This is a genomic window from Microcoleus sp. FACHB-SPT15 (genome assembly GCF_014849525.1).
GTDB lineage: Bacteria > Cyanobacteriota > Cyanobacteriia > Cyanobacteriales > Coleofasciculaceae > Symplocastrum > Symplocastrum torsivum.
In genome coordinates this window covers 16,370-38,527 of the sequence record NZ_JACJNU010000062.1, presented here as the reverse complement: position 1 = coordinate 38,527, position 22,158 = coordinate 16,370, and the positions used below count along the sequence as shown (strand labels likewise).

The window sequence follows — 22,158 nt, the reverse complement described above, 5'->3', positions numbered from 1 at the left end:
CCGTGGTTCTGAATAAACCTGTACGTTCTTTTAATTCAAGAGCTTCAACTTAATCCAGCCTTTTTAAGCGGTATCCTATCCCGTGTACCGTTTCAATCAAGTCTCTTGGTGCACCTGCCGTTTTGAGCTTTGCCCGTAAATTCTTAATGTAGGTCTTGATAGTGTCTTCTTCTGGAGATTCTTGCCATGTCCAAACCTGTTCGATCATTGCGGCTCGGCTCAAAACGCGCTTACCATGTCGGAGTAAAGCCTCTAGCAGAGCGAACTCCTTGGACGTGAGGCGAATCGGCGATCGTCCATACATCACTTCATAGCTACACGGGTCTAGCGACAGATCGCCCCATCTTAAAATTGGAGAGGTTCCAGATTGTCCGCGACGAAGCAATGCCCGAATCTGCGCCAGCAGTTCCTGTAAATTGAACGGCTTCACCATGTAAGCATCTGCGCCTGCATCGAGACCAATCACCTTATCCAGACTCGTATCACGGGCAGTCAGCATTAAGACAGGAGAAGAACAACCACGATCGCGCAATCGCTCACATAGACGAATGCCATCTAGCTTTGGTAGAGTCACGTCCATCAAAATCAAGTCGTAGACAAATACTTGTGTTCTGTTCCAGGCAGACTCACCATCTCTGACAGAGTCCACGATGTATCGCTGCACTACAAGTGCTTCAGTCAGAGATTCTGCCAATTGGCTGTCGTCTTCTACTAACAGAATCCGCATTGTCTAACCTGTTGAATATTTTGAAATCAAAGGAACATTCCTTTGTGCACAATCAGGAAATGTATCCCTAAAAATTCAAAAACTTAGCAATTGAAGCTTTTAGAGACAGTAAGTCTTAAGAATATATCGTTCTATAAAAAGCTCTGCTAAATTGTGATTCCGTATACATACAAAAGGTGAGACGCAGTAACGGGTATGGTCAAAAGCCGTTAGTGGAAACAGATACTCCTGTGACATTTTTGGTAATTAGTTTGTCCAGTTTCAACTGCATCTAGCGCTAACGCGCCGCTCCGCTAACAAAAACTTCCATAATAGTTCGATTCCCCAACGGCAGCGGTAAATTTCCATGACCTCTAGCTTCTGTGGATATTAGTCTTAGAAAAATTTGAGATATCTACAGAAAATCCGGTGTTATTTAATCGTTTAAATAAGTCCCTCATACTCGTTAAGCTTTTGTCCATAGCATAGCTCAGCCAACACTTGACAAACAAACGGGTATTTAGGACAGGATAATCATTTTCAGATAGGGGAGCCAGCAGCTCTTTGACAAGACGAGAAAATGAAAATATCATAGGAGCTAATAAGATTAATTGATGTTTAGTCCAGGATTTAACATAATTTCGGACTAACTTTTATGAGGTTTTCTTAATATTCAACATTTCTGCTAAATGGCTTGACACATTTTTTACATTTAAACTGTCGTCTGTTAATTTCTAAAAATATGAAAGTCTCTCCCCAAGGTAAATCTTTTACTAGGTATCGATGATTTTGATGTAATCTGTGGCTTCTTGTTCCACAACGTGGACAGCTACTTTCCTTCCCAATCCGTTTGGGAAATCACCCTAGACTCAGAAACTCTGCCGGAAAATTCTACGGTTTTCGTGATGACAAATCTTCAGGGGAACATCAAGAAGAGTTTAGGCAATTGTTATGGGTTGAGAACCTGGATTGAATATGCCTTTCGGCAAGACAAGCAGGAATTAGGTTGGACGGATTATCGCTTTACTGATTTCCAGAACATTGAAAAGTGGTGGGAAATCATTTTTAGCGTTTATTTAATGATTAGTTTAAATTCGCCCGCTTTTTTGTCTTTAGATCAATCTTATACAACTGAGACTGAAATTCAACATCCTACTGTTAATTTCTCTCACCATCAACAATGGAATCCTCAAAGGGGTTAGAAAAATGTTTTAAATAATCTGCGTTTAATTATCCAACCGACTCTAGCCTTGTGGCTCCTTTCTCCTTGGCTAGACCTTTTCCCTAATCATAATTTATTGCTCGGTTTTCACGAGTTAATTCATGCTATGAATCAATTCCAACCTTTTTTTCCTGATGGATAATTTGGCTTTCTTGTTACTTCGTATTTCGGAGAGTGACAGAAGCTGTTCACGGACGCGATCGCATCCGTTAAGTCATACAAGAAACCATTCTGTTTTCTTAGGAGAGGGATAGCTCAAACGCATATCGCGTTCTTCATAAAGCCGAGAGACACCCACAACACCAAACCAATTGGGGCGCTTATACCAACCTGAATGTCTGAAATCGTAGTAGAGATTGAGGTCACAGGCGCTGAACACCATGTCTGGGTTCCAGTTTGGAGGGACAAAGGTCAAAAACAGCAGTAGGGGTTGTAAGAAATGGAATTCGTCAGGCAAGCCAGGTTCCTCTGGGTTGTCGCTAGGCAAGTCGTACATTGTCGGCAAAGTTTGCCGAGGTGGAAGAGGTGGGTCAGATTGGGGAGGAAGGCGAGTCATATCAATTTTTGTTTTTAAGATTTTAGAGTTCCCCTCCTCATAAAGAGAGCGCAGGAGGAACTTGCTTTAAACTTAATTTTATGCTATGCATCCAGAGCATTGGCAGGAAAACTCAGCGGCTCAGCGAGGAAAATCTTTAGAATACTCACAGTATGAGTAGTTTTTAAAAGTGTGCGATCACGCAGTACGAAGAGAGCTTATCAAGCCTAGAAAAACAAAATGCCTGAGCCACAACATCAATGGCAAGTCTCGCCGCCCCCTCAAATCCCCCAGGAGTTTGTTGATGCGGTAAAGCGCCACAGTCCTACCTCTGATGGTCATTACGCCGCGCAATTGTTGTGGCAGAGGGGAATCCGCGACCTTGAGCAACTGCCAGGTTTCTTGAACCCAGAATTTTATCAACCCGCCAGTCCCTTTGAATTTGGGCAAGAAATGCACTGGGCAGTAGAGCGCTTGCAGCAAGCTTGTAGAACGGGTGAAATGGTGGCGATTTGGGGGGATTTTGATGCGGATGGCATCACCTCAACATCCGTTCTTTGGGAAGGACTAGGACAATTTTTGCCTCAAGAATGGCAACTAATCTACTACATTCCTAATCGCCTCACCGAATCTCACGGGCTTAATTGTCAAGGAATTGATACCTTGCAAAAGCAAGGTTGTCGGTTAATTGTCACCTGCGACACAGGCAGCACCAATATAAGTGAAATTGAATATGCCCAAGCATTAGGGATTGATGTTGTTGTTACCGACCACCACACCTTGCCATTAGAGCGTCCACCAGTTAAGGCAATTATCAATCCTCGCTATTTCTCCTCTGACCACCCACTATTTCATCTTTCTGGTGTTGCCGTTGCCTACAAGTTGGTAGAAGCGTTGTATGAAACCTTACCCGAAGTCCCGCAACAGCCTTTAGAAAACTTGTTAGATTTAGTTGCGATCGGTTTAATTGCTGACTTGGTGCAGTTGAGTGGAGATTGTCGATATCTAGCACAAGTAGGAATCAAACAACTACAACAACTCCCAAAAACTCGCCGCCGTCCGGGTGTAGCGCGGCTATTGGAATTGTGTCAGCGAAATGGCGATCGCCCTACAGATATTTCCTTCGGTCTTGGGCCTAGAATCAATGCTGTGAGCCGGATTCAAGGTGATGCCACCTTCTGTGTTGAATTACTTACCAGCGATGATGAAAAACGTACTGAGCAATTAGCCATTGAAACAGAATTAGCTAATATCCGCCGTAAGGGTTTGCAAAAAGACGTTACGCAGCAAGTTAAACACAAGCTTGACCAACTCGACCTTTCAACGACTAGTGTAATTGTCCTAGAAGACTCTCAATGGCCCGTTGGTGTTTTAGGTTTAGTAGCAGGTCAAGTTGCCCAGGAATACGGACGACCTACGATTTTGTTGAGTTCAGATGGTGGGAACCCTGGACAAGAAGGAAACTTGCAAGAAACCTCTGGAGTCTCTTCCCAATCTCCAATTCCCAATCCCCAACCCCCAATTGCCAGAGGTTCAGCGCGTTCTGTAAACAACATTGACCTTTACCAATTGGTGAAGTCCCAAGAACACCTTTTGCATCGTTTTGGTGGTCATCCTTTTGCGGCTGGGTTGAGCTTATCTGTTGAAAATATTCCCTTGTTTATCCAAGCAATAAACCAACAACTGCGACAACAATTGGGTACGTCAGGTGCTTTGATGACACCTGTAATTGAAGCTGACCTCGTAGTTAAAGTTGCAGATTTGGGAAAAGAACTATTTCAAGAACTCAAACTGCTTGAACCCTGTGGAATGGGAAATCCTGTTCCAAAACTGCTTATTCAAAACTGTTGGTTTGAAGCGGTTTGGAATCGCAACTCTCAGGATATGAAGGGAAGAAAGGTGCAGTATATCAAGACTGAGTTGGAAATTTTGGACGATTCCGCTAGTGTCGGCTTTCCTGGTATCTGGTGGGGACACTATAAAGACGAAGTGCCAAAGGGCAAGTGCAATGCTCTTGTTGAACTTGACTATAACAATTACAAAAGACGCCCGGAAGTGCGTATCATTGCCCTGCAACCCAACATTGAATCGTCCTCCTTTAACATCCCTACTCAACTCGATTGGATTTTAGATTGGCGAGGGGACATGAGGGATATGGAGGAAGCAGCAGAGAACGTTCGTCCCGCTTCGCTAACACCCTCTCAACCCCTGACGATCAGCGAGTGTCCAACTAGCTGGGATGAGTTGCAAGTGTGGTTCCGACGAGCGATCGCATCGGATCGGCCACTAGCGATCGCATATCCACCACCTAGTCAACAGCCACCTAGTGAAATTTGGCAGCAGTTGGTGGGAATTGCGAAATTCCTCAGTCGCACAGGTCAGTCTGCTACTCTCGCGCAATTGCAAGACAAGCTTGATTTAAGCGATCGCACACTTCATTTGGGACTCAATGCCCTTTCTGAACTCGGCTTTCAGGTTAAACATTCTGATTGGTCTATTACGATTAGCTGGACTCCCATAGACTCATCGACTACTGACTCTTCTACTCAACAAGCTACTCAAAGCTTCTTAGCCGCCATTGAAGAAGAACAATTTCTGCGTGAATATTTCTACCAAGTTCCCCTATCCACTATCCAAGCCCAAGCAAGAGCCAACTATCGTGAATGATTAGCAGTTAGCACTCAGCTATCAGCCATCAGCTTTTGTATTTTCCTGAATCTTACACTTGTTTCAAAGTTGCAGTAGGGTGCGTCACGACGCACCCTACTAGTAAAGCTACTGTGTAAGTCTTAGTGTAATTAAAGTACACATTAGCTTAATTTTTTGTGATGCCAAAGAGCCATTCCTCTGTCCAAGCCGTTAAAGATCAGGCAAAGCAGACAGTCACCAATGCGGTTGCTAATCCTTGGATTGATCAATTCGCACGATTTGGTTATGCTGCCAAAGGAGTGGTTTATATCATTGTCGGGCTACTGGCGACAGAAGTAGCAGTAGGACTTGGTGGTCAAGTGACTGACTCAGAGGGTGCTCTGCAAGCCATTATGATCCACCCGTTTGGGAAAGTTTTGCTACTTGGAATTGCTTTTGGGTTGGTGGGGTATGTGCTTGGGTGTTTAGTGCAAGCTATGGTAGATCCCACAGCTCAAGGAACAGATACTCAGCGAGTGCTTCAACGGCTAGGCTATGCTCTGAGTGGTTTGAGCTATGCGGGTCTAGCTCTTGCTGCTGCCAAAATGATTATAGGATTTAAAAACAGCAAGGGAAATTCTTCAGTTGACTGGACAGCACGGTTACTTTCTCAACCTTTCGGTCGCTGGCTTGTGGTACTGATTGGGGTAACTGTAATTGTTGTCGGTTTTTCTTACTTTTACAGAGCTTACACAACTGAATTTCTTGACCAATTCGATGTGCTTGAGATGAGCAAAATAGAATTGTTTTGGGCAACTCACTTAGGTCGATTTGGAATGTCCGCCCGTGGCTCGATTTTTGGAGTAATTGGCATTTACCTGATTCAAGCCGCGCTACGGTTCGATCCCGAAGAAGCAAAAGGATTAGGAGGCGCACTAAAAGCGATCGCGCAACAACCCTTTGGTTTATTTCTTCTCGGTGTCATCGCTGTTGGTTTGATTGCCTACGGGATTTATGAAATAGTTTTAGCGCGATACCGTCGGATTGTCCAATTTTAGTCTCTCCTTTGTCGCTCTAAAGTCCAATAAGATGTTATCGAAAATACGCTTTTGGGTAGTAGAAGCTAAAAAAGAGATTTGGATATTATTTCTAAGGTTGGACGAATGCAATAGTCAAATTGTTTATTTCCTAGCTGGGTAAAATTACTACCTATGCTTGAAAAGCACACAAGATGAAGGATGAAGATAAGACAAAAGACCAATTGCTAGCTGAGTTAGCAGTTTTGCGCCAACAAGTCGCTTTCCTTGAAGCATCACAAACCCAAGACAAGCAGGCAGAGGTTGCACTCCAAGAAAGTGAAGAACGCTTCCGCTTGTTGGTAGAGGATGTGCGGGACTATGCGATTTTCATGATTGATACTTCCGGGCGCATTGTCACTTGGAATGCAGGAGCAGAACGCTTTTTAGGCTATCAGGAAGCAGAGATCATTGGTCAGTCTAGCTCGTGCATATTTACGCCTGAAGACCTCACAAACGGTGAAAACAAGAAGGAACTTCAGACAGCAACAACTGAAGGTCGAGCTGAGGACGAACGCTGGCATGTGCGTAAGGATGGCACTCGTTTCTGGGCTAGCGGTATCGTAACGGCTTTATGGGATGAAACGGGAACGTTGAAAGGCTTTTCCAAGGTTATGCGCGACATGACAGAGCGCAAGCAAGCCGAGGAAGAACGAAACCACCTTCTAGCCCGTGAACAAGAAGCTCGACACGAGTTGGAGGTACACGCAGCTCAGTTGGGTGGGTTGACTTCGGCATCGCTGGCGATAAACTCAGTACTCTCCCTTGATGAAAGGCTACAGATTATCACTGAACAGGCGCGTGAGATTATCGGTACCCACCAAGCGATTACGAGCCTAAGCATTGATGAAAAATGGACACAGACGATTAATGCTGTCTCTTTCTCGGATAAGTATGCAGCAAAGCAGCAGTACAAGGAGACACTTGATATTTCTGGAATTTACGCCTTAGTCTGCCCAATGCAACAACCGATACGCATGACGCAAGCTGACTTGGAGGCTCATCCTGTATGGCGGGAGTTCAACAAAGAAGCAAGCTCTTATGCCCCGATGCGGGGTTGGCTTGTTGCCCCGCTTACTGGGCGTAATGGTAAGAACATTGGTCTAATCCAACTCTCGGACAAGTACGAAGGTGAGTTTACTGCAAGCGATGAGGCGATTATCCTACAACTGGCGCAGATGGCTTCAGTGGCGATTGAGAACTCACAGCTTTATCATGCTGCTGAGTCAGCCCAAGAACAGCTAGAAGATTGTCAAGTGTTGTCTGTGTTGCAACAAGCTAAGACCATTAGGAATGAGCTAGATGTATTTACCTGTAAAGATGGTCTTGTCTTCCCTGTATCGTATACGGCTTCGCCCATAGTTGTAGATGATCTGATCACAGGTGCAGTAATTGTTTTTCAAGACATCACACAGCGTAAGCAGGCTGAGGAAGAACGTGAGCAGCTATTACTCCGAGAGCAAGCTGCCCGTGCCGAGGCACAAGAGGCAAACCGGGTTAAGGATGAGTTTCTTTCAACTGTGTCTCACGAACTGCGTACTCCCCTCAACGCGATGCTGGGCTGGGTACAAATGCTGCGCTCTGGGAAGTTGAATGAAGCTACCATGCCACGCGCTCTTGAAATTATCGAGCGTAATGCGCGATCGCAAAACCAATTAATTGAAGATTTACTGGATATCTCGCGCATCATTTCCGGCAAGTTGCGTCTTCAGATTCGACCCGTTGAACTCACCTCGGTTATCAATGCGGCTATTGATTCAGTAGGCTTAGCAGCAGAGGCTAAAGCGATTCAACTCAACTGTGAGCTTGACCCTACAACTGGACTGGTTGTGGGCGATTCAGAGCGCTTGCAGCAAGTCGTCTGGAATCTAATGTCGAATGCGATCAAGTTTACTCCCAAAGGCGGGCACGTCACGGTTCAACTCGAACGCATTGATTCCTATGCCGAGATTACAGTCAGTGATACGGGTCAAGGGATCAGTCCTGAATTCCTACCCTATATCTTCGAGCGCTTCCGTCAAGCTGACAGTGCAACAACGCGATCGCATGGCGGACTTGGGTTAGGTTTAGCAATTGTCCGTCACTTGGTAGAATTACACGGGGGAACAATTCACGCCGATAGTCTCGGAGAAGGGCAAGGAGCTACATTCAAAGTAAAACTTCCACTCACAGCCCTTCGTCAGCAGACAAGCTCTCGAACAAAAATTTCTCCAACCGATGAACCTGGTGTGCCACTTAACGGTTCTCCTCAGCTTAATGGCTTACAGGTACTCGTTGTCGATGATGAAGTTGATGCACGCGAGTTGCTCACTACACTACTTGAGCAGCGCGGAGCATTCGTGACAGCCGCCGCTTCAGTAGAAGAAGCGCTTAAGCTCATTGAACAGTCAACGCCAGATGTCCTAGTCAGTGATATCGGGATGCCTGGAGAGGATGGCTACGCTCTGATCCGCCAGGTGAGAGCAAGGGAATCGCAAACAGGAGGAAGGATTCCAGCAGCAGCGCTGACAGCGTATGCTAGGTCAGAAGATCGCAGGCAGGCTCTACTGGCGGGCTTCCAAACACACCTACCTAAACCAGTTGAGCCAGCTGAGTTGATTGCTGTCGTCGCTAACCTTAGCGGAAGAACCGGATAAGCAATTAAACAAAGAATACAGAAGTTCAGAAGTTCAGAATAGAGAAATTCAGTCAGAACCAACCAACTCTTGCGCGGGGGGTTTGGGGGGAAGCCCCCAAGCCGGGTTTTTCTACGAACGGTTACTTTTCGGTTAAGTCAGTATCAGTAACATTCAACTTTAATCAAGCTTGAGCTTACCTTGATACTCACACTTAAAACCTGTATTGCGCCAAGTTTGAAGTTCAACCGTTGTCAATGGGATCAACTTCGAGCATTTTGGCTGGATAAACTGACTCAACACAGCCCAAATCACGCTGCGAGTCACGTCCAACCCTGTTTTGAGCCAATGCTCTCGATTTCCAGGAATGCCCTGCTCCTCAACAACATCTAGCTCTACCCAAATCCCATGAGCGCCTAAAAGTATTTGTGCCATCCACTGCGCTCGTGGTAGGTGAGAGGGGGAGGTAATTAATTTAAGTTTACGAACTCCCCACCGATCTAGAAGAGGGATATTAAAGTAGAAGTTATCAAAGGTAGAATTGGCACACTTTTCTAGCCATACATGGCGGATAGGGGCTTGTTCCCGTTGAAAAATTAGCAAAATGCAGGGGTCTAGCGAGCCTTGAGACACTAAAACTCTGGTTTCCGGATGCTGTTTGGTCAACTCGGCTGCGTAGATCTCCCGACGAATACTACCCCCCAGGACAAAAAATGTGTCTACTGAACCCGTCGCCACTGCTTGCAATCTTAGTGTGTTAATGAGTAGCCAACTACAAAGGAGGACACCGAAGCCCAATAGCCCTAAGCTAAGCAGTCGCAATTGCAATTTGGCTCGAAACCAGTTTTTGAATCTAGCCCAGTTGCGTAGAATCAATTTATCTCTCATATCTCGTACCACACGACTCAGACCTTGTTCAAAAACCCGTTTTGGAGAAGGTATTGACTGTATTACTAAGGACACTAAGTAAACTGGCACAAAATTCTATGAGCTTAGCGGCTCAATGTGAGTATAGTATTGCTAGTCCGGTTTTAGACTGGGCAGCAGTCCGATCACTTCAAAGCATCAGCTGAGTGTAGAATCCAAGCACAGGGTACCCCTTCAACTGCCCGAAAAAGACAATAACTGTTAGGTTATTAACGCCAACCCCCCCCTCTAACGCACTCTCCATGAATCAAAACCCAAAGTACTTTCCTTGGCTCAAAGGCGTTCTCTTCACGGGAGCGATCGCAACAACAGCGGCTTTGTCTTTATTGGTACCAAATGGTGGTCGCACTGTCCTCGCCGCACTTCAAGACAGCCCTAAAAGCATAGTTGATGAAGCTTGGCAGATTGTGAACCGGGAATACGTTGATAACACGTTTAACAACGTTGATTGGCAAGCTACACGACAACAACTACTCAGCAAAAACTACACCTCAAAAGAGCAAGCCTACGAGGCAATTCGTAAAGCTTTAGAGCCTTTATCAGATCCCTACACCCGCTTTTTAGACCCTGAACAGTTCCAAGCGCTGACCAGTCAAACCGCTGGAGAGCTTTCTGGGGTTGGCATTCGCATGGAAGTTGATGACCAAACTAAAGTACTTAAGGTCGTCGAACCAATTGAGAATTCCCCAGCATTTAAAGCCGATATCAAAGCCGGAGACAAGATTCTGGCAATTGATGGTCAACCCACACAAGGGATGAAAATCGAAGAAGCGTCAGCGATGATTCGAGGTGACGTGGGGACAAGCGTTTCTCTGCAATTATCAAGGGAAGGGAAAGGTGTATTTGATGTCACACTGACTCGCGCTCAAATCGAGTTGCCATCAGTTCACTCTAGTGTCAAGCAGGAAGGTCAAATAAAGGTTGGCTATATTAGCTTGAATGAATTTAGCTCCCATGCTTCAGAACAGATGCAGCGGGCAATCCTTAATCTGAATGAGCAGAACGTTGATGCCTATGTTCTAGATTTACGGGGTAATCCAGGAGGATTGCTGCACGCGAGTGTAGAAATTGCCCGGATGTGGATCGAGAGTGGTGAGATTGTCCATACTGTAGACCGTAAAGGTGGCACACAGGAATTTAAGGCAAACAATTCTGCACTGACACAGTTGCCTATGGCAGTTCTAGTCGATGGGAACTCGGCAAGCGCTAGTGAGATTCTTGCAGGTGCCCTCAAGGATAGTAAACGTGGGGTTGTTGTAGGAAGCAAAACCTTTGGGAAAGCCGTTGTACAGTCTGTCCATTCTTTATCCGATGGTTCAGGCTTGGCAGTAACAATTTCTCGTTACTACCCCCCTAGTGGTATTGATATCAACCATAAGGGAATCATGCCCGATGTCACGCTCGACTTAACAAGTACACAACAGCAGCGTCTCCAGACTGAACCCAGTCTGATCGGTAGCGCTGAAGACCCACAATACAAGCGAGCAATCACCGTTTTGGAAACTGATGTTATGGCTCGACGTGTTGGACAACCAGCTAAGCCAATTAGTGTCCGATAAAAGTGGGGAATTGAGAATTGGGAATTGGGAGAGGACACAGTAAACACAGGAAATTCTCCAGTAAATTCCTGTTTCCTCATTCCTTCTAGCATCTTCTAATTCCCAACCCTCAATCACTAATCCCCAACCAATTGGCTAACTAGATGAATGAGTTCTGGCAAAATTAGCTGTTGGACGGCGAGTTTGACGGCTGCTGTGGAGCCAGGAATGGAGAAAATGAGCTTTTTTTGATAAACTCCAGCAACGGCTCGTGAAGCGATCGCTCGCGAGCCAATTTCTTGGTAGCTAAGAAAGCGAAAGACTTCACCAAATCCTGGCAAAGTCTTTTCTAGCAAGCTTTCCAAAGCGTCATAGGTGGTATCTCGCGGTGCAATGCCAGTACCACCATTGAAGATTAACGCCTCAAGATCTGAACGTTCTCCCATCGCTTTCAGATGGGAACGAATTTGCGCGGGTTCATCTTTGAGAATCGTATAGAACCCCACCCGATGCCCTGCATCAACGAGTAGTTGCTCAATAAGCTTTCCACTCCGATCCGTTTGGGGCGATCGCGTATCACTAACAGTAATGACAGCACAATTGACTGCCCTTTTCGTGGCATCAGGATGAGGTTGGTGAGTCATCGTTTTTTGTCCTTTGTCAGTTGTCATTAGATTAACCGTTGGCAGCAATCAATAACTAACAACCAACAACCAACACCTAACACCTCATGATTTACTAAATCCCAAATCATGCTCTTCGGCATAGCGTTCCATAAAGCGCATGAAACGATCCCATTCTTCAGAAGATTTCAAGAGAACAACCGCTTCTAAGGCAGTAGGCTGACCATTGACAAACTTACCCTTAACCTCCCGCGTGATAATCTCACCTTCCTCATCAATCATGTACATCCCAGTAATGTCTTCTGTATTGTTGCCATTGAGAGCTTTAGGGTTGTCAAAATAAAATGTTGCAGTGCCACTACTCCCGTCGCGAGAGCGGGTAAGGCGCACGTCAGGAATAACGTCTTCGGTGATACCTCTAGAAAATTGAATGTCAGCCATGAGAAATCTTATTAAATCTTAAGGAGGTTATCACACTATCTTCTCATCACTTGCTACATCACCTCTGATAAAAAAACTCTACCCATGAGGGAATAGAGTTTTCGGGAATGGGGAATCAGAACTTCTAATGCCCAATTTCCTGGCGTCGGGTATCTGATACCAACTTCCAAGCGAAATATCCTGCTAAATCGGCTTAGGCAGTGGCACAATTGATAAAACTGATACACACTAAGGACGTTGAGATTGTATATCAATTAGTCCTTGCACCAGTATTCAACCAAAATCGATGGGTAAGCAGCGAGCGTTTTCTGGAGTTCAACCAACCGGTAATCTTCATCTAGGCAACTATTTAGGAGCAATTCGCAACTGGGTAGAAGGGCAAAGTCAGTACGAAAATTTTTTCTGTGTGGTTGATTTGCACGCCATCACAGCCCCCCACAATCCCGCAACACTTGCCTCTGACACCTACACCATTGCCGCCCTCTATTTAGCGTGTGGGATTGATTTAGAGTACTCTAAGATCTTTGTCCAATCCCATGTCTCTGCCCATAGTGAACTAACTTGGTTGTTCAACTGCATTACGCCCATCAACTGGCTGACAGACATGATCCAGTTCAAGGAAAAGGCGGTTAGGCAAGGAGAAAACGTTAATACAGGCTTACTGGACTACCCGGTGCTGATGGCAGCCGATATTTTGCTTTACCAAGCCGATAAAGTTCCAGTTGGGGAAGACCAAAAGCAACACTTGGAATTGACGCGGGATATTGCCGATCGCTTTAACTACCAGTTTGCCAAAGGTAAACCCCCAATTTTAAAGGTGCCAGACCCTTTGATTCGTAAAGAAGGGGCAAGAGTCATGAGTTTGATGGATGGCACCAAGAAGATGTCGAAGTCTGACCCAGCCGAGGGAAGTCGGATTAATCTTTTAGACCCACCCGATGTCATTCAAAAAAAGATTAAGCGCTGTAAGACAGACATGGAGAGGGGTTTAACCTTTGATGACCCAGAACGCCCAGAGTGTAATAATCTTCTAGGTCTGTATATGATTCTTTCGGGCAAGACGAAAGAAGCCGTCGCGGAGGAAGGTCAGGATATGGGTTGGGGGCAGTTTAAGCCGTTGCTAACCGAGACGATGATTGAAGCCCTCAAACCAATACAAGAGAAGTATCAAGCGGTGATGACAGATAAAGGCTATCTTGAGTCAGTGTTGCGAGATGGGCGTGAGGCGGCAGAAGCGATCGCCAATGAAACACTTAATCAGGTTAAAGCTGCCCTTGGTTACTCGATGCCGCTGTAGAGTTAAAAGTTGACCGAGTGATGAGTTGTGAGTGATGCCTAGGCTCCGCTCATAATTCAAAACTCAAACTTTACATGAATTTATGAGCGATACCATTCAAAACTCAAGATTAAAAGCTGATACAGTGTCCCAACCCCTACAGTTTTACTCTAAGGGTACTACCCCAATTCAAAATCGATTTCGGACAGCCGTTCAGTCCGGTGAATTTTTAATCACGGCTGAGGTTTGTCCACCCAAAGGGGGCGACCCAGCCCACATGATTCAGATGGCGCAAACCCTTAAGGGGCGAGTTCACGCCGTCAATATTACTGATGGTAGTCGGGCAGTCTTGCGGATGTGCTCTGTAGCCGCGTCAGTTATCTTGTTGCAACATGGGATAGAGCCGATTTGCCAGATGGCGTGTCGCGATCGCAACCGTCTTGCCTTGCAAGCTGACTTAATGGGTGCCTATGCTTTGGGTATCCGTAACGTCCTTGCCCTCACAGGTGACCCGGTTAAGGCAGGTGACCATCCTGAGGCAAAAAGTGTCTTTGACCTAGAATCTATCCGCTTACTGCAACTGATTAATAAACTCAATGGTGGCTTCGACTCAAATGACAAGCCCCTCACCGATGGTGTCACCGACTTATTTCCAGGGGCAGCCGTTGACCCCCAACTCAAAAGTTGGTCTGGGTTGCAGAGTCGATTTGAGCGTAAACTAGAGGCAGGTGCAGAATTTTTCCAAAGTCAGTTGATTAGTGATTTTGAACGACTGGAAAAATTTATGGATCAGATTGCATCTGGCACCAATAAGCCAATCTTAGCAGGCATATTTCTGCTCAAGTCTGCAAAGAACGCTCAGTTTATTAATAAGTACGTTCCAGGTGTTGATATTCCGCAAACCACGATTGACAGGCTAGCAGCAGCGGATGACCCGTTACAAGAAGGAATGAAGATTGCAGCTGAGCAAGTTCAGCTAGCGCGGCAACTGTGTCAGGGTGTCCACATGATGGCAGTCAGGCGAGAAGATTTGATTCCAAAAATTCTAGATTTGGCTGGAATTGTACCAGTGAAACCTTAACAAAGAATGCAAAATGCAGTTATTGGTTGTTGGTTATTAGTTGCTTGACTCTTTAACAAACAACTAAGGACTTAAAAGTGATGAGCAAAACGGTAGACACCCGGATTTCTGAGGTTACGGTATACGACGACCAAGCGCTAGTAACGCGCCGGGGTGTTGTGCAACTAATTGGTGAAGAACAAGAACTTGTCATTACCCAACTACCAGTGACACTCCTGAGGGAGTCGGTACGAGTGAGGAGTCTTGGCACAGTGGCGGTGCGACTCGTGGGGGTACACACCGAACGCACTGATGCGACGGAAGCAGTTACCCAAGAAATAGCTGAGCGAAGTGAGGAAATTGAGCAAGTTGAAGAGCAAAAACGGGCTTGCCAAGACCAACTAACACTTTATAATCTGCAACGTAATTTTGTTAAAACCTTAAGTTCTCAATACCTAGAACGTTTGGGTCGATTCCCAAGCCCTGACCAGCTCAACCTGAATGAAATCAGGGAGTTACTGGATTTTGTCGGTCAGCAATACAACCAGTATTCAAAAGCGATCGCAACTTCTGAGAAAGAGCAACAGAAGCTTGACCAAAAATTACAGGCACTTCGTCAGCAGCTACAGTCGCTTTCAACTCTTCGTCCTCAGGAAAGTTTCAGGATTATCATCAGCCTGGAACCTTCAACGACTCAGGAATTTGAGCTAGAGGTATCCTACGTTGTGCGTCAAGCCAGTTGGGTTCCACTATATGACCTACGGTTGAATGCCACTGATGAAAAAATGAACATCTGCTATCTTGCCGAAGTCAAGCAAAGCAGTGGCGAGGATTGGCTAGATACGGCTTTTACCCTTTCAACCGCAAAGCCGGGACTCGGTAGCCTACCACCCAAGTTAAATCCTTGGTATATCGATGTCCAAGCCCCAAGCCATGCAGGACAACGGGCAAATGCGATCACTGAATCTGGTAACCTTCCCCCACGAAGCCTCGCTATCACTATGCCTTATCCCGGCATGACACCGGAACCAGAAGCCCTACGAGATTCAGAGTTACACACTGCTGTAGAGCAAATCGCAGAATCCAAACAAGGAGGCATCGTCACCTTAAAAGTTAGTAGTGGCAGTATTCCCAGTGACAACACTGCTCACAAAACCACAATCTTCAACGCAGATTATCCTTGCCGCGCCCAGTATATCGCCATGCCTCAGCTGGATAGCTTAGCTTACCTTCAGACAACGATTACTAATCCCCTAAGTGGTGTTACCCTCCTACCCGGACAAGCAAACATCTTCCGTGGTAACACGTTTATCGGCACAACTTCTCTAGAAAACATTGCTCCTGGTCAGGAATTTAAGCTCAACTTAGGTATTGACGAAGGACTAAAAATTGATCGAGTTTTAGTAGAGCGTCAAGTAGATAAGACACTCATTGCCAACCAAAAGCACACAACGTATGCCTATCGCTTGGTCATTACGAACTTACGCGAACAGACAGCTGAGCTTGTCTTAATTGAACAATTACCAGTCAGCCGTAATGAGCAAATCAAGGTAAGTTTAACTCGCACCAACCCCCAGATTCAGATAGGTGAAATGGGGAGGTTAGAATGGTCACTCACTCTCCCTCCCTTATCTAAACAAGAGCTATACTATCAGTTCACAGTTGAGCATCCCGTTGAGCTAACTGTTGTTGGTTTGGACATTTAGTTCAGGTTCACAAACTAACTAAAAACCTGCATGAGAAGACACTAAGTCCTTCGTGAGAGTTTTCTCATATTCGCAGTCGGTAGCCGATGCCTCTAACTGTCTCAATCAAGTTACTGCCTAGCTTCTTACGCAAGTAACCCACATAGACATCAACAATATTGGAGCCAGGGTCATAGTCATAACCCCAGACGTAATTGAGTAGCTGCTCTCGACTTAACACTTGTCCAGGGTTGCTAAGAAAGACTTCTGCTAAGGTAAATTCTCGTGCGGATAGCTCTATCAGGCGATCGCTCACTCGAACTTGACGGGTACGCAAGTCAAGGATAATATTGCCTGCTCGTAAGAGCATTTCCTCCTTGCCTCTGGGTAAATGGCTGTCGCGCAACCGCAAGCGCACCCGCGCCAGCAATTCTTCAAAACGAAACGGCTTTGTAACGTAATCGTCAGCCCCACCCTCCAAGCCAGCTACTTTGTCCCTCACATCATCGCGAGCCGTGAGAATAATAATCGGCAGATATTCGCCCCGACCTCGTAATTCTTCCAGCACCCTCCACCCATCTTTGCCCGGAAGACCGATGTCGAGAATGAGTAGGTCAAAATTGTCGCTACTAGCGATGAGAACCGCTTCATCACCGTTCTTGACGACTGTGGTAGTAAATCCGTTGGCTTTTAGACCTTTCTCCAGAAAGTTGACGATGCGAGATTCATCTTCTGCGATCAGAATCCGGTTCATGAAACAACACCTCTTGGGGTGGGTCTAGTGGAATCACAATCGTAAAAGTTGAGCCACTACCCAGTCGGCTGAGAAGTTCTACCCTACCGCCGTGCGCTTGAGCGATCGCACGCACGATCGCCAATCCCAAACCAGCCCCTTCAGATCGACGGCAGCTATTGGTAGCGCGTACGAAACGCTCGAAAATTCGCTGTTGGTCAGCAAAGGCAATACCTTCCCCAGTATCACGCACCCAGAAATGGGCGTTGCCACCAACAAGTGCTGAACCAAGCGCGATCATATCTCCAGTTTTCGTGTGCTGGGTTGCATTTTGAGCTAAGTTCATCATTGCCTGAGTAAGCCGTTGCCGATCAGCGACAATGCGTCCAGTACCATTGTTCTCTAGATGCCAGTCCCGTTCGGCTAAGGCTCTGGCTTTAGCGTAGAGTTCCTCAGTCAGATTGCCGATTTCCAAGGTTTCCAGGTACAAAAAATTAGGTTGCTCTGCCTTAGCCAGTAGTAAGAGGTCATCGACGAAGCGACTCATGCGATCCAACTCGTCGGTGACTAACTCTATCGTTTCACGCCGTTCTTGGGGGTCGTCGCCCAGCAGTTCTAAATGACCTCGGATAATCGTGATCGGAGTCCGGAGTTCATGACCTGCATCATTGATGAAGTCTCGTTGACTGGAGAAGGCTGCTTGTTGACTGGAGAAAGCCGCTTGGAGACGGTCTAGCATCTCGTTAAAGGTGATGGTTAGTTCAGCAATTTCGTCTTTTCCTCGCACGGGAATGCGTCGAGTCAGGTCAGACTCAGTAATGGCGTGAGCCGTTTCAGTCAGCAAGCGTAGGGGAGACAGCACCCGTCCAGCCACTACCCAAGCCAACACTGAAGCCACAGCTATAACAAGAATCGTCACCTGGATCGTGACGAAAATCACCTCATCAATTTTGCGATACTCATCGGCAGTAGTGAAGCCTACCACAAACACCCCATGAGTTTTTCCCCTAACTATCGGCTGAGCCAGATAGACAATAGTACCATCTGAAGTTACTTTTTCACCTTGCTGACGCTCGGTTAGCTGTCCCCAGAGTTTTACTAGATCCGAATTAGAGTTTAGAGAGTCTGGAAGGACTGTATAATTGGATTTGGATTTGTAGAATTTGCCATTTAATAGCGTAATTAAAAATTCGTCTTCCTCTGTAAAGTTGCGAGATAAAAAGACATCAAACATAGTAGCAACTTCATTGCCGAAGGGTTGACCTGTATATGGATTTCGACCTTTGACCAATCGGATAAATTCTTTTTCCTCCTGAACAAGAGATTTTTCAAAGCGCTTTTCTAGGCGAACTAAGAGGACTTGACGAATACTCAAGATTGAGATTACTAGACAGAACATCATCAGCACGACGTACCAGAGCAAGATACGTGTTCTGACTCCGAAGAACAACATGCGCCATCCCAGATTTTGATTTGTGTTAGTCACGTCTAGTAGAGCAAAAAAAAATTCAACATCAAGCGATTAAGTACTTGAACAGAATTAATTACACTAACAGAGCCTAGGGTATATTAAGATAATTAAGCTGTGTACTCATTAAAATTTTAGATGTTCTTCATTCGAGATATAAATCCTCTGTCATTAAAACTGCTTAAGCGAATCTACCGCCAAATATGAATGGATTGAGATAGAGGCTTACAAATCTTGGGAAACTTTTGTAGTCTCTGTGGAGACAATCCTCAGGGAATTTGAAAAGAAATATGTAATTAATTTTGTTTAACTACTTACTTGAGAAATGATGTTCTGAAAATGGGTTTCAGCAGGGGGACGCAGCGCAAAAATCTCAATTTCTAATCCCGCTGCTTCATGAGCCAAAATTTCATTAACCACACAGGTTTCAGAGTAGCGGGGATATCGTTTCAGCACATAGCCAACGCGCATGGATTTAGTCGAAAACATCCTTGATTTCTCCTTTGTGAAGCTTTGCGAGCAGAGGAAACTGGGGTAGCAACTGCGGCTGCAAGCAATTGGGGTAGACGTTCTAAGCCTTTGAAATCAATATATTCGCGGCTTCGTAGGTTCGCTCCTATACTTTTACTAATCCACTCAGTCACGGCATAGGGATTCACCTCATGGGGATGAAGCACATCAACCAGACCCAACTCCTGCAAACGTTCAGCCCGAATTAGCTGTTCGCGTCGGGGTTTCACTCGTGGCACAATGAGTGCAGGCTTTTCAAAGGAGAGGATTTCATAAGTCGTGTTGTAGCCTCCCATTGCGATAACGCAATCAGCACGGCTCAACAGTTGAGTGGGTTCCGAGATGAACTCCAACACCCGTAAACGAGGATGTTCTGCTGCGATGCGGTGCAGTCGTTGCCGAACCTTTTGCGGCATGAACGGTCCTGTCAAGACTACTCCATTTGTTTCCGGGGGCAGATTAGTCTGGGCAAAGGCTTCTGCCAGAGTTGCCCCCTCCTGTCCACAGACTTACGAACTCCGATGAAATATGCATGAAGCTTTCATGAGAGTTTTCTCATGTTCGCAGTCGGTAGCCCATGCCTCTAACCGCCTCAATCAGGTCGCGGCCTAGCGTAGGGGAGCAGAGTAAAGCTTCCATTAATATTTATGCATTTGCGCCCCTGGGTAGGGTGTAACCATTACTAAAGTTTGGGAACACTAGCTTGTGTCGTCAATAGCGTTTCCCTAGTTTTGTAGGCATTTTTTGTAAAGCCCCAAAGTCTCTTTGCTTCTTTCCTAACTCTCCTCCACATGCGCCTCCAAATAGTATTCCGCCATCCTGACCAATCAGTCATATCTAGATACTGAAAAAATAAATCTTTACCTGGGTGTTTACAGCCTTTTTGCCAGGGTTTAGGAGGGGTTGTAAAGTGAACAATGTAAGGATTATGCAGGACATCGTTATAAACATCTTCTGCATAGGGACTCTCTCTCCAGGATGAATATTCATGTATGGCGTGCATTTGATTCCATCTTGGGTCAAGTTCTCCCCATTTCTCTACAAGAACTCCGTTGAGACCATCCTGATCAAGCCACCGGATAGAGTCTCTATTTTGTTCGATATATTCGATAACTCTTGAGCCTATGTTTTCAGTTCGCCACTTTTCAAGATTAATGACAAGAACTCCACTGTTGAAATATTTAAAAGAGCGTTGGGAGATATCCTGAACAGCCAATACATAGTTCTCCCCAATATCAATATTCCATAGCTGTGATAAATCTCCCTTCACTACCACATCAGTATCTAAATAGATTGCCTTATGAAAATGCGCCGGAATCAGTTGGGCAACGAGAAGTCGATAATAAGTAGCTGTGGTTAAGGTATCTGTCAGAGGCAACTTATCCAGTATTTTCTCAGTAGGCTGTATCCAGCAAATAGTTAGTGATTCTGAGGCAAGGGACTTTTTAATTCGGGATTTTGTAGATTTTTTAATCCCCCCGTCAATGACGAATAGCTCTATCCTTTGCTTAGACTTGAGATTTAAACTTGCCGAATAAACTGTAACAGCAAGCGGCATTGCATAATTCTCATCAGCCGCACAGACAAGAACAATTGCTTCTTGCTCTTGATTGAAGTTTATGCTGTTCGCGCCCATATTCAGTTCTCTCGTTTGAGTGTAGATTAAATGCTAATCAAGAAGTGATGCTGACTAAAGCATCACTTCTCTTGTTAAGTAGACGCTGGGCTTATCATTTGGAAGCTGCCAACTTCCGCTAGAGGTTCATCCATGTTCTTCCGCTGCTGAATTACCTTAGCAGGTACACCAACAGCAACTGAAAAAGGAGGAATATCCTTGGTGACGACAGCTCCTGCGCCAATCACGCTACCCCGACCAATTGTGACTCCATCTAGGACTTTCACGCCATCACCTAGCCAGCAGTCATCTTCAATTACAATTCCTTCGTATCTGACACCTTGGTCATTGATCTTGCGTGTGGCATCAGCAAATATATGATTGTTGGCGTAGATACCTGTATGTGATGCAATTAAACAGTTATTGCCAATTTTAATGCTACCAGGACCTGCCAAACAGCCATAAGGACCAATGTAGGTAGATTTACCAATCTCAATATTGCCGCTATCAAGAGCGCGGATGTCAACGCCCCGGTCAATGAACACTCCTTCTTTCAAGTTAATCTTACTGTTATTACCAGCACTAGTAATAGAAACATTCGGATCAATTCGTACTTTGTCTCCAATCAGAATCCGATTGTTTTTACCAAAACCGTTAACAGTAGTATTCCTGTTAATCGTAACGTCGTCCCCAATTTCAATGCACTCAGCACAAATGAAATCAACACCGCGTCTTATTTGAACAGAATTACCGAGATGTCTTAAGACATGAGGGTATAGCAAATTTCGTAAGGCTATACCTGGTTTTCTCGGAATCCATTCTGCTAATGCTATGACTAGGGATTCGTTCAACCTCGGCCATTTTGAAGGAGAGCAAGAACTGCTAACACTCATGACTGAATACCTCAAAGCTAACTTTTAATAAATGAACAAAATGAGTTGAGTTCACAAGCTACTTCCAACATAAAATCAATTTAGCGTAATTAACTTTATTCTCAGTAGCGAGAGAATAAGCTCACAAGCTAAACGCTATAAGACGTTAGAAAGTATTTGCGATCGCTAAACCGTTACAACGGTCAGGCAACTTAGCTTAAGTAAGTATCTTGGATTCCTACTCTGCTTAAGCTGGCTAGAAAGTCCTAAAATTGAGTTGCTTAAAAATTCTAAAAGCAGCAAGTTATTGCGCTGAATATTTAAACAGTCAGCCTCCCAGACTTATCAAAAGAATGTAAATTCCATTCCCTTACAGGTTGGTCTGATTGTTAAATGTCTTGCGGATATTTCTACGCTGTTATGGCTCAGCCTAGGGTGGAGTCTCTCCCACTTCAGCCATGACGTTGAAGTTTACCATTGGTGCAAATATGTAAACGCTACCCTTACTTTTGAAGCGGCTTTCCTGTATCCAGTTTCTTTCTTTTACTATTTCCACAACTTTGAGACTGAATGTACAGTTTGAGCTGATTACATGTATTTTTAGCACAAAGTTCAACTAAAGTAGTAT

The 22,158-nt window shown here is 45.3% G+C and carries 18 protein-coding genes and 3 pseudogenes; 8 read left to right on the top strand and 13 right to left on the bottom strand.

Annotated features, from left to right (window positions below):
• Positions 1 to 49: 49 nt before the first annotated feature.
• From H6F98_RS24610 to H6F98_RS33715, 3 genes and pseudogenes are all read right to left on the bottom strand, one after another.
• A complete protein-coding gene (locus tag H6F98_RS24610; protein ID WP_192221355.1) occupies positions 50 to 727 on the bottom strand; it encodes a response regulator transcription factor in 678 nt (225 codons plus the stop codon).
• Between the two features lie 356 nt (positions 728 to 1,083).
• A pseudogene (locus H6F98_RS33720) lies at positions 1,084 to 1,299 on the bottom strand (IS4 family transposase); the annotation flags it as partial.
• A 73-nt stretch (positions 1,300 to 1,372) separates the two neighbouring features.
• Positions 1,373 to 1,552 carry a transposase family protein gene (locus tag H6F98_RS33715; protein WP_313929950.1) on the bottom strand — a complete coding sequence of 60 codons (180 nt, stop codon included), beginning with the start codon at positions 1,550 to 1,552 and terminating at the stop codon, positions 1,373 to 1,375.
• A 5-nt stretch (positions 1,553 to 1,557) separates the two neighbouring features.
• Here H6F98_RS33715 and H6F98_RS33710 point away from each other — a divergent pair.
• Positions 1,558 to 2,070 (top strand): annotated as a pseudogene (locus H6F98_RS33710) (IS701 family transposase); the annotation flags it as partial.
• 108 nt (positions 2,071 to 2,178) lie between these two features.
• On the opposite strand, the pseudogene H6F98_RS24595 reads toward H6F98_RS33710, so the two are convergent.
• Positions 2,179 to 2,484: pseudogene (locus H6F98_RS24595) on the bottom strand (Uma2 family endonuclease); the annotation flags it as partial.
• A 219-nt stretch (positions 2,485 to 2,703) separates the two neighbouring features.
• Here H6F98_RS24595 and H6F98_RS24590 point away from each other — a divergent pair.
• From H6F98_RS24590 to H6F98_RS24580, 3 genes are all read left to right on the top strand, one after another.
• The gene (locus H6F98_RS24590; RefSeq protein ID WP_192221353.1) at positions 2,704 to 5,130 is read left to right on the top strand and encodes a DHH family phosphoesterase; all 2,427 of its coding nucleotides are present in this window, start codon (positions 2,704 to 2,706) and stop codon (positions 5,128 to 5,130) included.
• Between the two features lie 161 nt (positions 5,131 to 5,291).
• The gene (locus H6F98_RS24585) at positions 5,292 to 6,149 is read left to right on the top strand and encodes a DUF1206 domain-containing protein (RefSeq protein ID WP_192221352.1); all 858 of its coding nucleotides are present in this window, start codon (positions 5,292 to 5,294) and stop codon (positions 6,147 to 6,149) included.
• Positions 6,150 to 6,322: 173 nt separating this feature from the next.
• Positions 6,323 to 8,803, top strand: coding sequence for a PAS domain S-box protein (locus H6F98_RS24580; RefSeq protein ID WP_192221351.1), 2,481 nt, complete (start codon positions 6,323 to 6,325; stop codon positions 8,801 to 8,803).
• Between the two features lie 159 nt (positions 8,804 to 8,962).
• Here H6F98_RS24580 and H6F98_RS24575 read toward each other — a convergent pair whose 3' ends face one another.
• A complete protein-coding gene (locus H6F98_RS24575; protein WP_192221350.1) occupies positions 8,963 to 9,670 on the bottom strand; it encodes a YdcF family protein in 708 nt (235 codons plus the stop codon).
• A gap of 281 nt (positions 9,671 to 9,951) precedes the next feature.
• Between H6F98_RS24575 and ctpB the strand changes: the two genes are divergently transcribed.
• Positions 9,952 to 11,268 carry a carboxyl-terminal processing protease CtpB gene (gene ctpB / locus H6F98_RS24570; RefSeq protein ID WP_192221349.1) on the top strand — a complete coding sequence of 439 codons (1,317 nt, stop codon included), beginning with the start codon at positions 9,952 to 9,954 and terminating at the stop codon, positions 11,266 to 11,268.
• Positions 11,269 to 11,384: 116 nt separating this feature from the next.
• Here the strand turns inward: ctpB and H6F98_RS24565 are convergent, their stop codons facing one another.
• Entirely contained in the window at positions 11,385 to 11,891 is a 507-nt protein-coding gene (locus H6F98_RS24565; RefSeq protein WP_192221348.1) for a molybdenum cofactor biosynthesis protein B, read from the bottom strand.
• A gap of 84 nt (positions 11,892 to 11,975) precedes the next feature.
• Positions 11,976 to 12,311, bottom strand: coding sequence for a photosystem II reaction center protein Psb28 (gene psb28, locus H6F98_RS24560; protein WP_192221347.1), 336 nt, complete (start codon positions 12,309 to 12,311; stop codon positions 11,976 to 11,978).
• A 286-nt stretch (positions 12,312 to 12,597) separates the two neighbouring features.
• On the opposite strand from psb28, the gene trpS reads away from it, so the two are divergent.
• From trpS to H6F98_RS24545, 3 genes are all read left to right on the top strand, one after another.
• On the top strand, positions 12,598 to 13,608 hold the full coding sequence (trpS, locus tag H6F98_RS24555) for a tryptophan--tRNA ligase (protein WP_192221346.1): 1,011 nt from the start codon (positions 12,598 to 12,600) through the stop codon (positions 13,606 to 13,608).
• Positions 13,609 to 13,690: 82 nt separating this feature from the next.
• Positions 13,691 to 14,668: a methylenetetrahydrofolate reductase gene (locus H6F98_RS24550; protein WP_192221345.1), complete on the top strand. Its 978-nt coding sequence runs from the start codon at positions 13,691 to 13,693 to the stop codon at positions 14,666 to 14,668.
• A gap of 80 nt (positions 14,669 to 14,748) precedes the next feature.
• Positions 14,749 to 16,353: a mucoidy inhibitor MuiA family protein gene (locus tag H6F98_RS24545; protein WP_192221344.1), complete on the top strand. Its 1,605-nt coding sequence runs from the start codon at positions 14,749 to 14,751 to the stop codon at positions 16,351 to 16,353.
• A 64-nt stretch (positions 16,354 to 16,417) separates the two neighbouring features.
• Here the strand turns inward: H6F98_RS24545 and H6F98_RS24540 are convergent, their stop codons facing one another.
• The 6 genes from H6F98_RS24540 to H6F98_RS34220 all read right to left on the bottom strand — a co-directional run bounded on the left by H6F98_RS24540 (position 16,418) and on the right by H6F98_RS34220 (position 21,551).
• The gene (locus tag H6F98_RS24540; RefSeq protein WP_192221343.1) at positions 16,418 to 17,086 is read right to left on the bottom strand and encodes a response regulator transcription factor; all 669 of its coding nucleotides are present in this window, start codon (positions 17,084 to 17,086) and stop codon (positions 16,418 to 16,420) included.
• On the bottom strand, positions 17,058 to 18,551 hold the full coding sequence (locus H6F98_RS24535; protein ID WP_313929939.1) for an ATP-binding protein: 1,494 nt from the start codon (positions 18,549 to 18,551) through the stop codon (positions 17,058 to 17,060). Before H6F98_RS24535 ends, H6F98_RS24540 begins: the two co-directional genes overlap by 29 nt.
• Positions 18,552 to 18,839: 288 nt before the next feature.
• Complete coding sequence (locus H6F98_RS24530; RefSeq protein ID WP_242058684.1) at positions 18,840 to 19,022, bottom strand: hypothetical protein; 183 nt, start codon at positions 19,020 to 19,022, stop codon at positions 18,840 to 18,842.
• Positions 18,983 to 19,501 (bottom strand): glycosyltransferase, encoded by a 519-nt coding sequence (locus tag H6F98_RS24525; protein ID WP_396813563.1) that lies wholly within the window; start codon positions 19,499 to 19,501, stop codon positions 18,983 to 18,985. Before H6F98_RS24525 ends, H6F98_RS24530 begins: the two co-directional genes overlap by 40 nt.
• Before the next feature lie 224 nt (positions 19,502 to 19,725).
• Positions 19,726 to 20,679 carry a glycosyltransferase family 8 protein gene (locus tag H6F98_RS24520; protein ID WP_192221341.1) on the bottom strand — a complete coding sequence of 318 codons (954 nt, stop codon included), beginning with the start codon at positions 20,677 to 20,679 and terminating at the stop codon, positions 19,726 to 19,728.
• Between the two features lie 74 nt (positions 20,680 to 20,753).
• Entirely contained in the window at positions 20,754 to 21,551 is a 798-nt protein-coding gene (locus H6F98_RS34220; protein ID WP_192221340.1) for an acyltransferase, read from the bottom strand.
• Between the last annotated feature and the right edge of the window lie 607 nt (positions 21,552 to 22,158).

What these genes read in the sequence shown, in the direction of transcription:
- H6F98_RS24520 (WP_192221341.1), bottom strand. Translation starts at nt 20,679, where the DNA reads ATGGGCGCGAACAGCATAAACTTCAATCAAGAGCAAGAAGCAATTGTT.
- H6F98_RS24575 (WP_192221350.1), bottom strand. Translation starts at nt 9,670, where the DNA reads ATGAGAGATAAATTGATTCTACGCAACTGGGCTAGATTCAAAAACTGG.
- H6F98_RS24590 (WP_192221353.1), top strand. Translation starts at nt 2,704, where the DNA reads ATGCCTGAGCCACAACATCAATGGCAAGTCTCGCCGCCCCCTCAAATC.
- H6F98_RS24545 (WP_192221344.1), top strand. Translation starts at nt 14,749, where the DNA reads ATGAGCAAAACGGTAGACACCCGGATTTCTGAGGTTACGGTATACGAC.
- psb28 (WP_192221347.1), bottom strand. Translation starts at nt 12,311, where the DNA reads ATGGCTGACATTCAATTTTCTAGAGGTATCACCGAAGACGTTATTCCT.
- H6F98_RS24585 (WP_192221352.1), top strand. Translation starts at nt 5,292, where the DNA reads ATGCCAAAGAGCCATTCCTCTGTCCAAGCCGTTAAAGATCAGGCAAAG.
- ctpB (WP_192221349.1), top strand. Translation starts at nt 9,952, where the DNA reads ATGAATCAAAACCCAAAGTACTTTCCTTGGCTCAAAGGCGTTCTCTTC.
- H6F98_RS24610 (WP_192221355.1), bottom strand. Translation starts at nt 727, where the DNA reads ATGCGGATTCTGTTAGTAGAAGACGACAGCCAATTGGCAGAATCTCTG.
- H6F98_RS24540 (WP_192221343.1), bottom strand. Translation starts at nt 17,086, where the DNA reads ATGAACCGGATTCTGATCGCAGAAGATGAATCTCGCATCGTCAACTTT.
- trpS (WP_192221346.1), top strand. Translation starts at nt 12,598, where the DNA reads ATGGGTAAGCAGCGAGCGTTTTCTGGAGTTCAACCAACCGGTAATCTT.
- H6F98_RS24550 (WP_192221345.1), top strand. Translation starts at nt 13,691, where the DNA reads ATGAGCGATACCATTCAAAACTCAAGATTAAAAGCTGATACAGTGTCC.
- H6F98_RS24565 (WP_192221348.1), bottom strand. Translation starts at nt 11,891, where the DNA reads ATGACTCACCAACCTCATCCTGATGCCACGAAAAGGGCAGTCAATTGT.
- H6F98_RS34220 (WP_192221340.1), bottom strand. Translation starts at nt 21,551, where the DNA reads ATGAGTGTTAGCAGTTCTTGCTCTCCTTCAAAATGGCCGAGGTTGAAC.
- H6F98_RS24530 (WP_242058684.1), bottom strand. Translation starts at nt 19,022, where the DNA reads ATGTTTTCGACTAAATCCATGCGCGTTGGCTATGTGCTGAAACGATAT.
- H6F98_RS24580 (WP_192221351.1), top strand. Translation starts at nt 6,323, where the DNA reads ATGAAGGATGAAGATAAGACAAAAGACCAATTGCTAGCTGAGTTAGCA.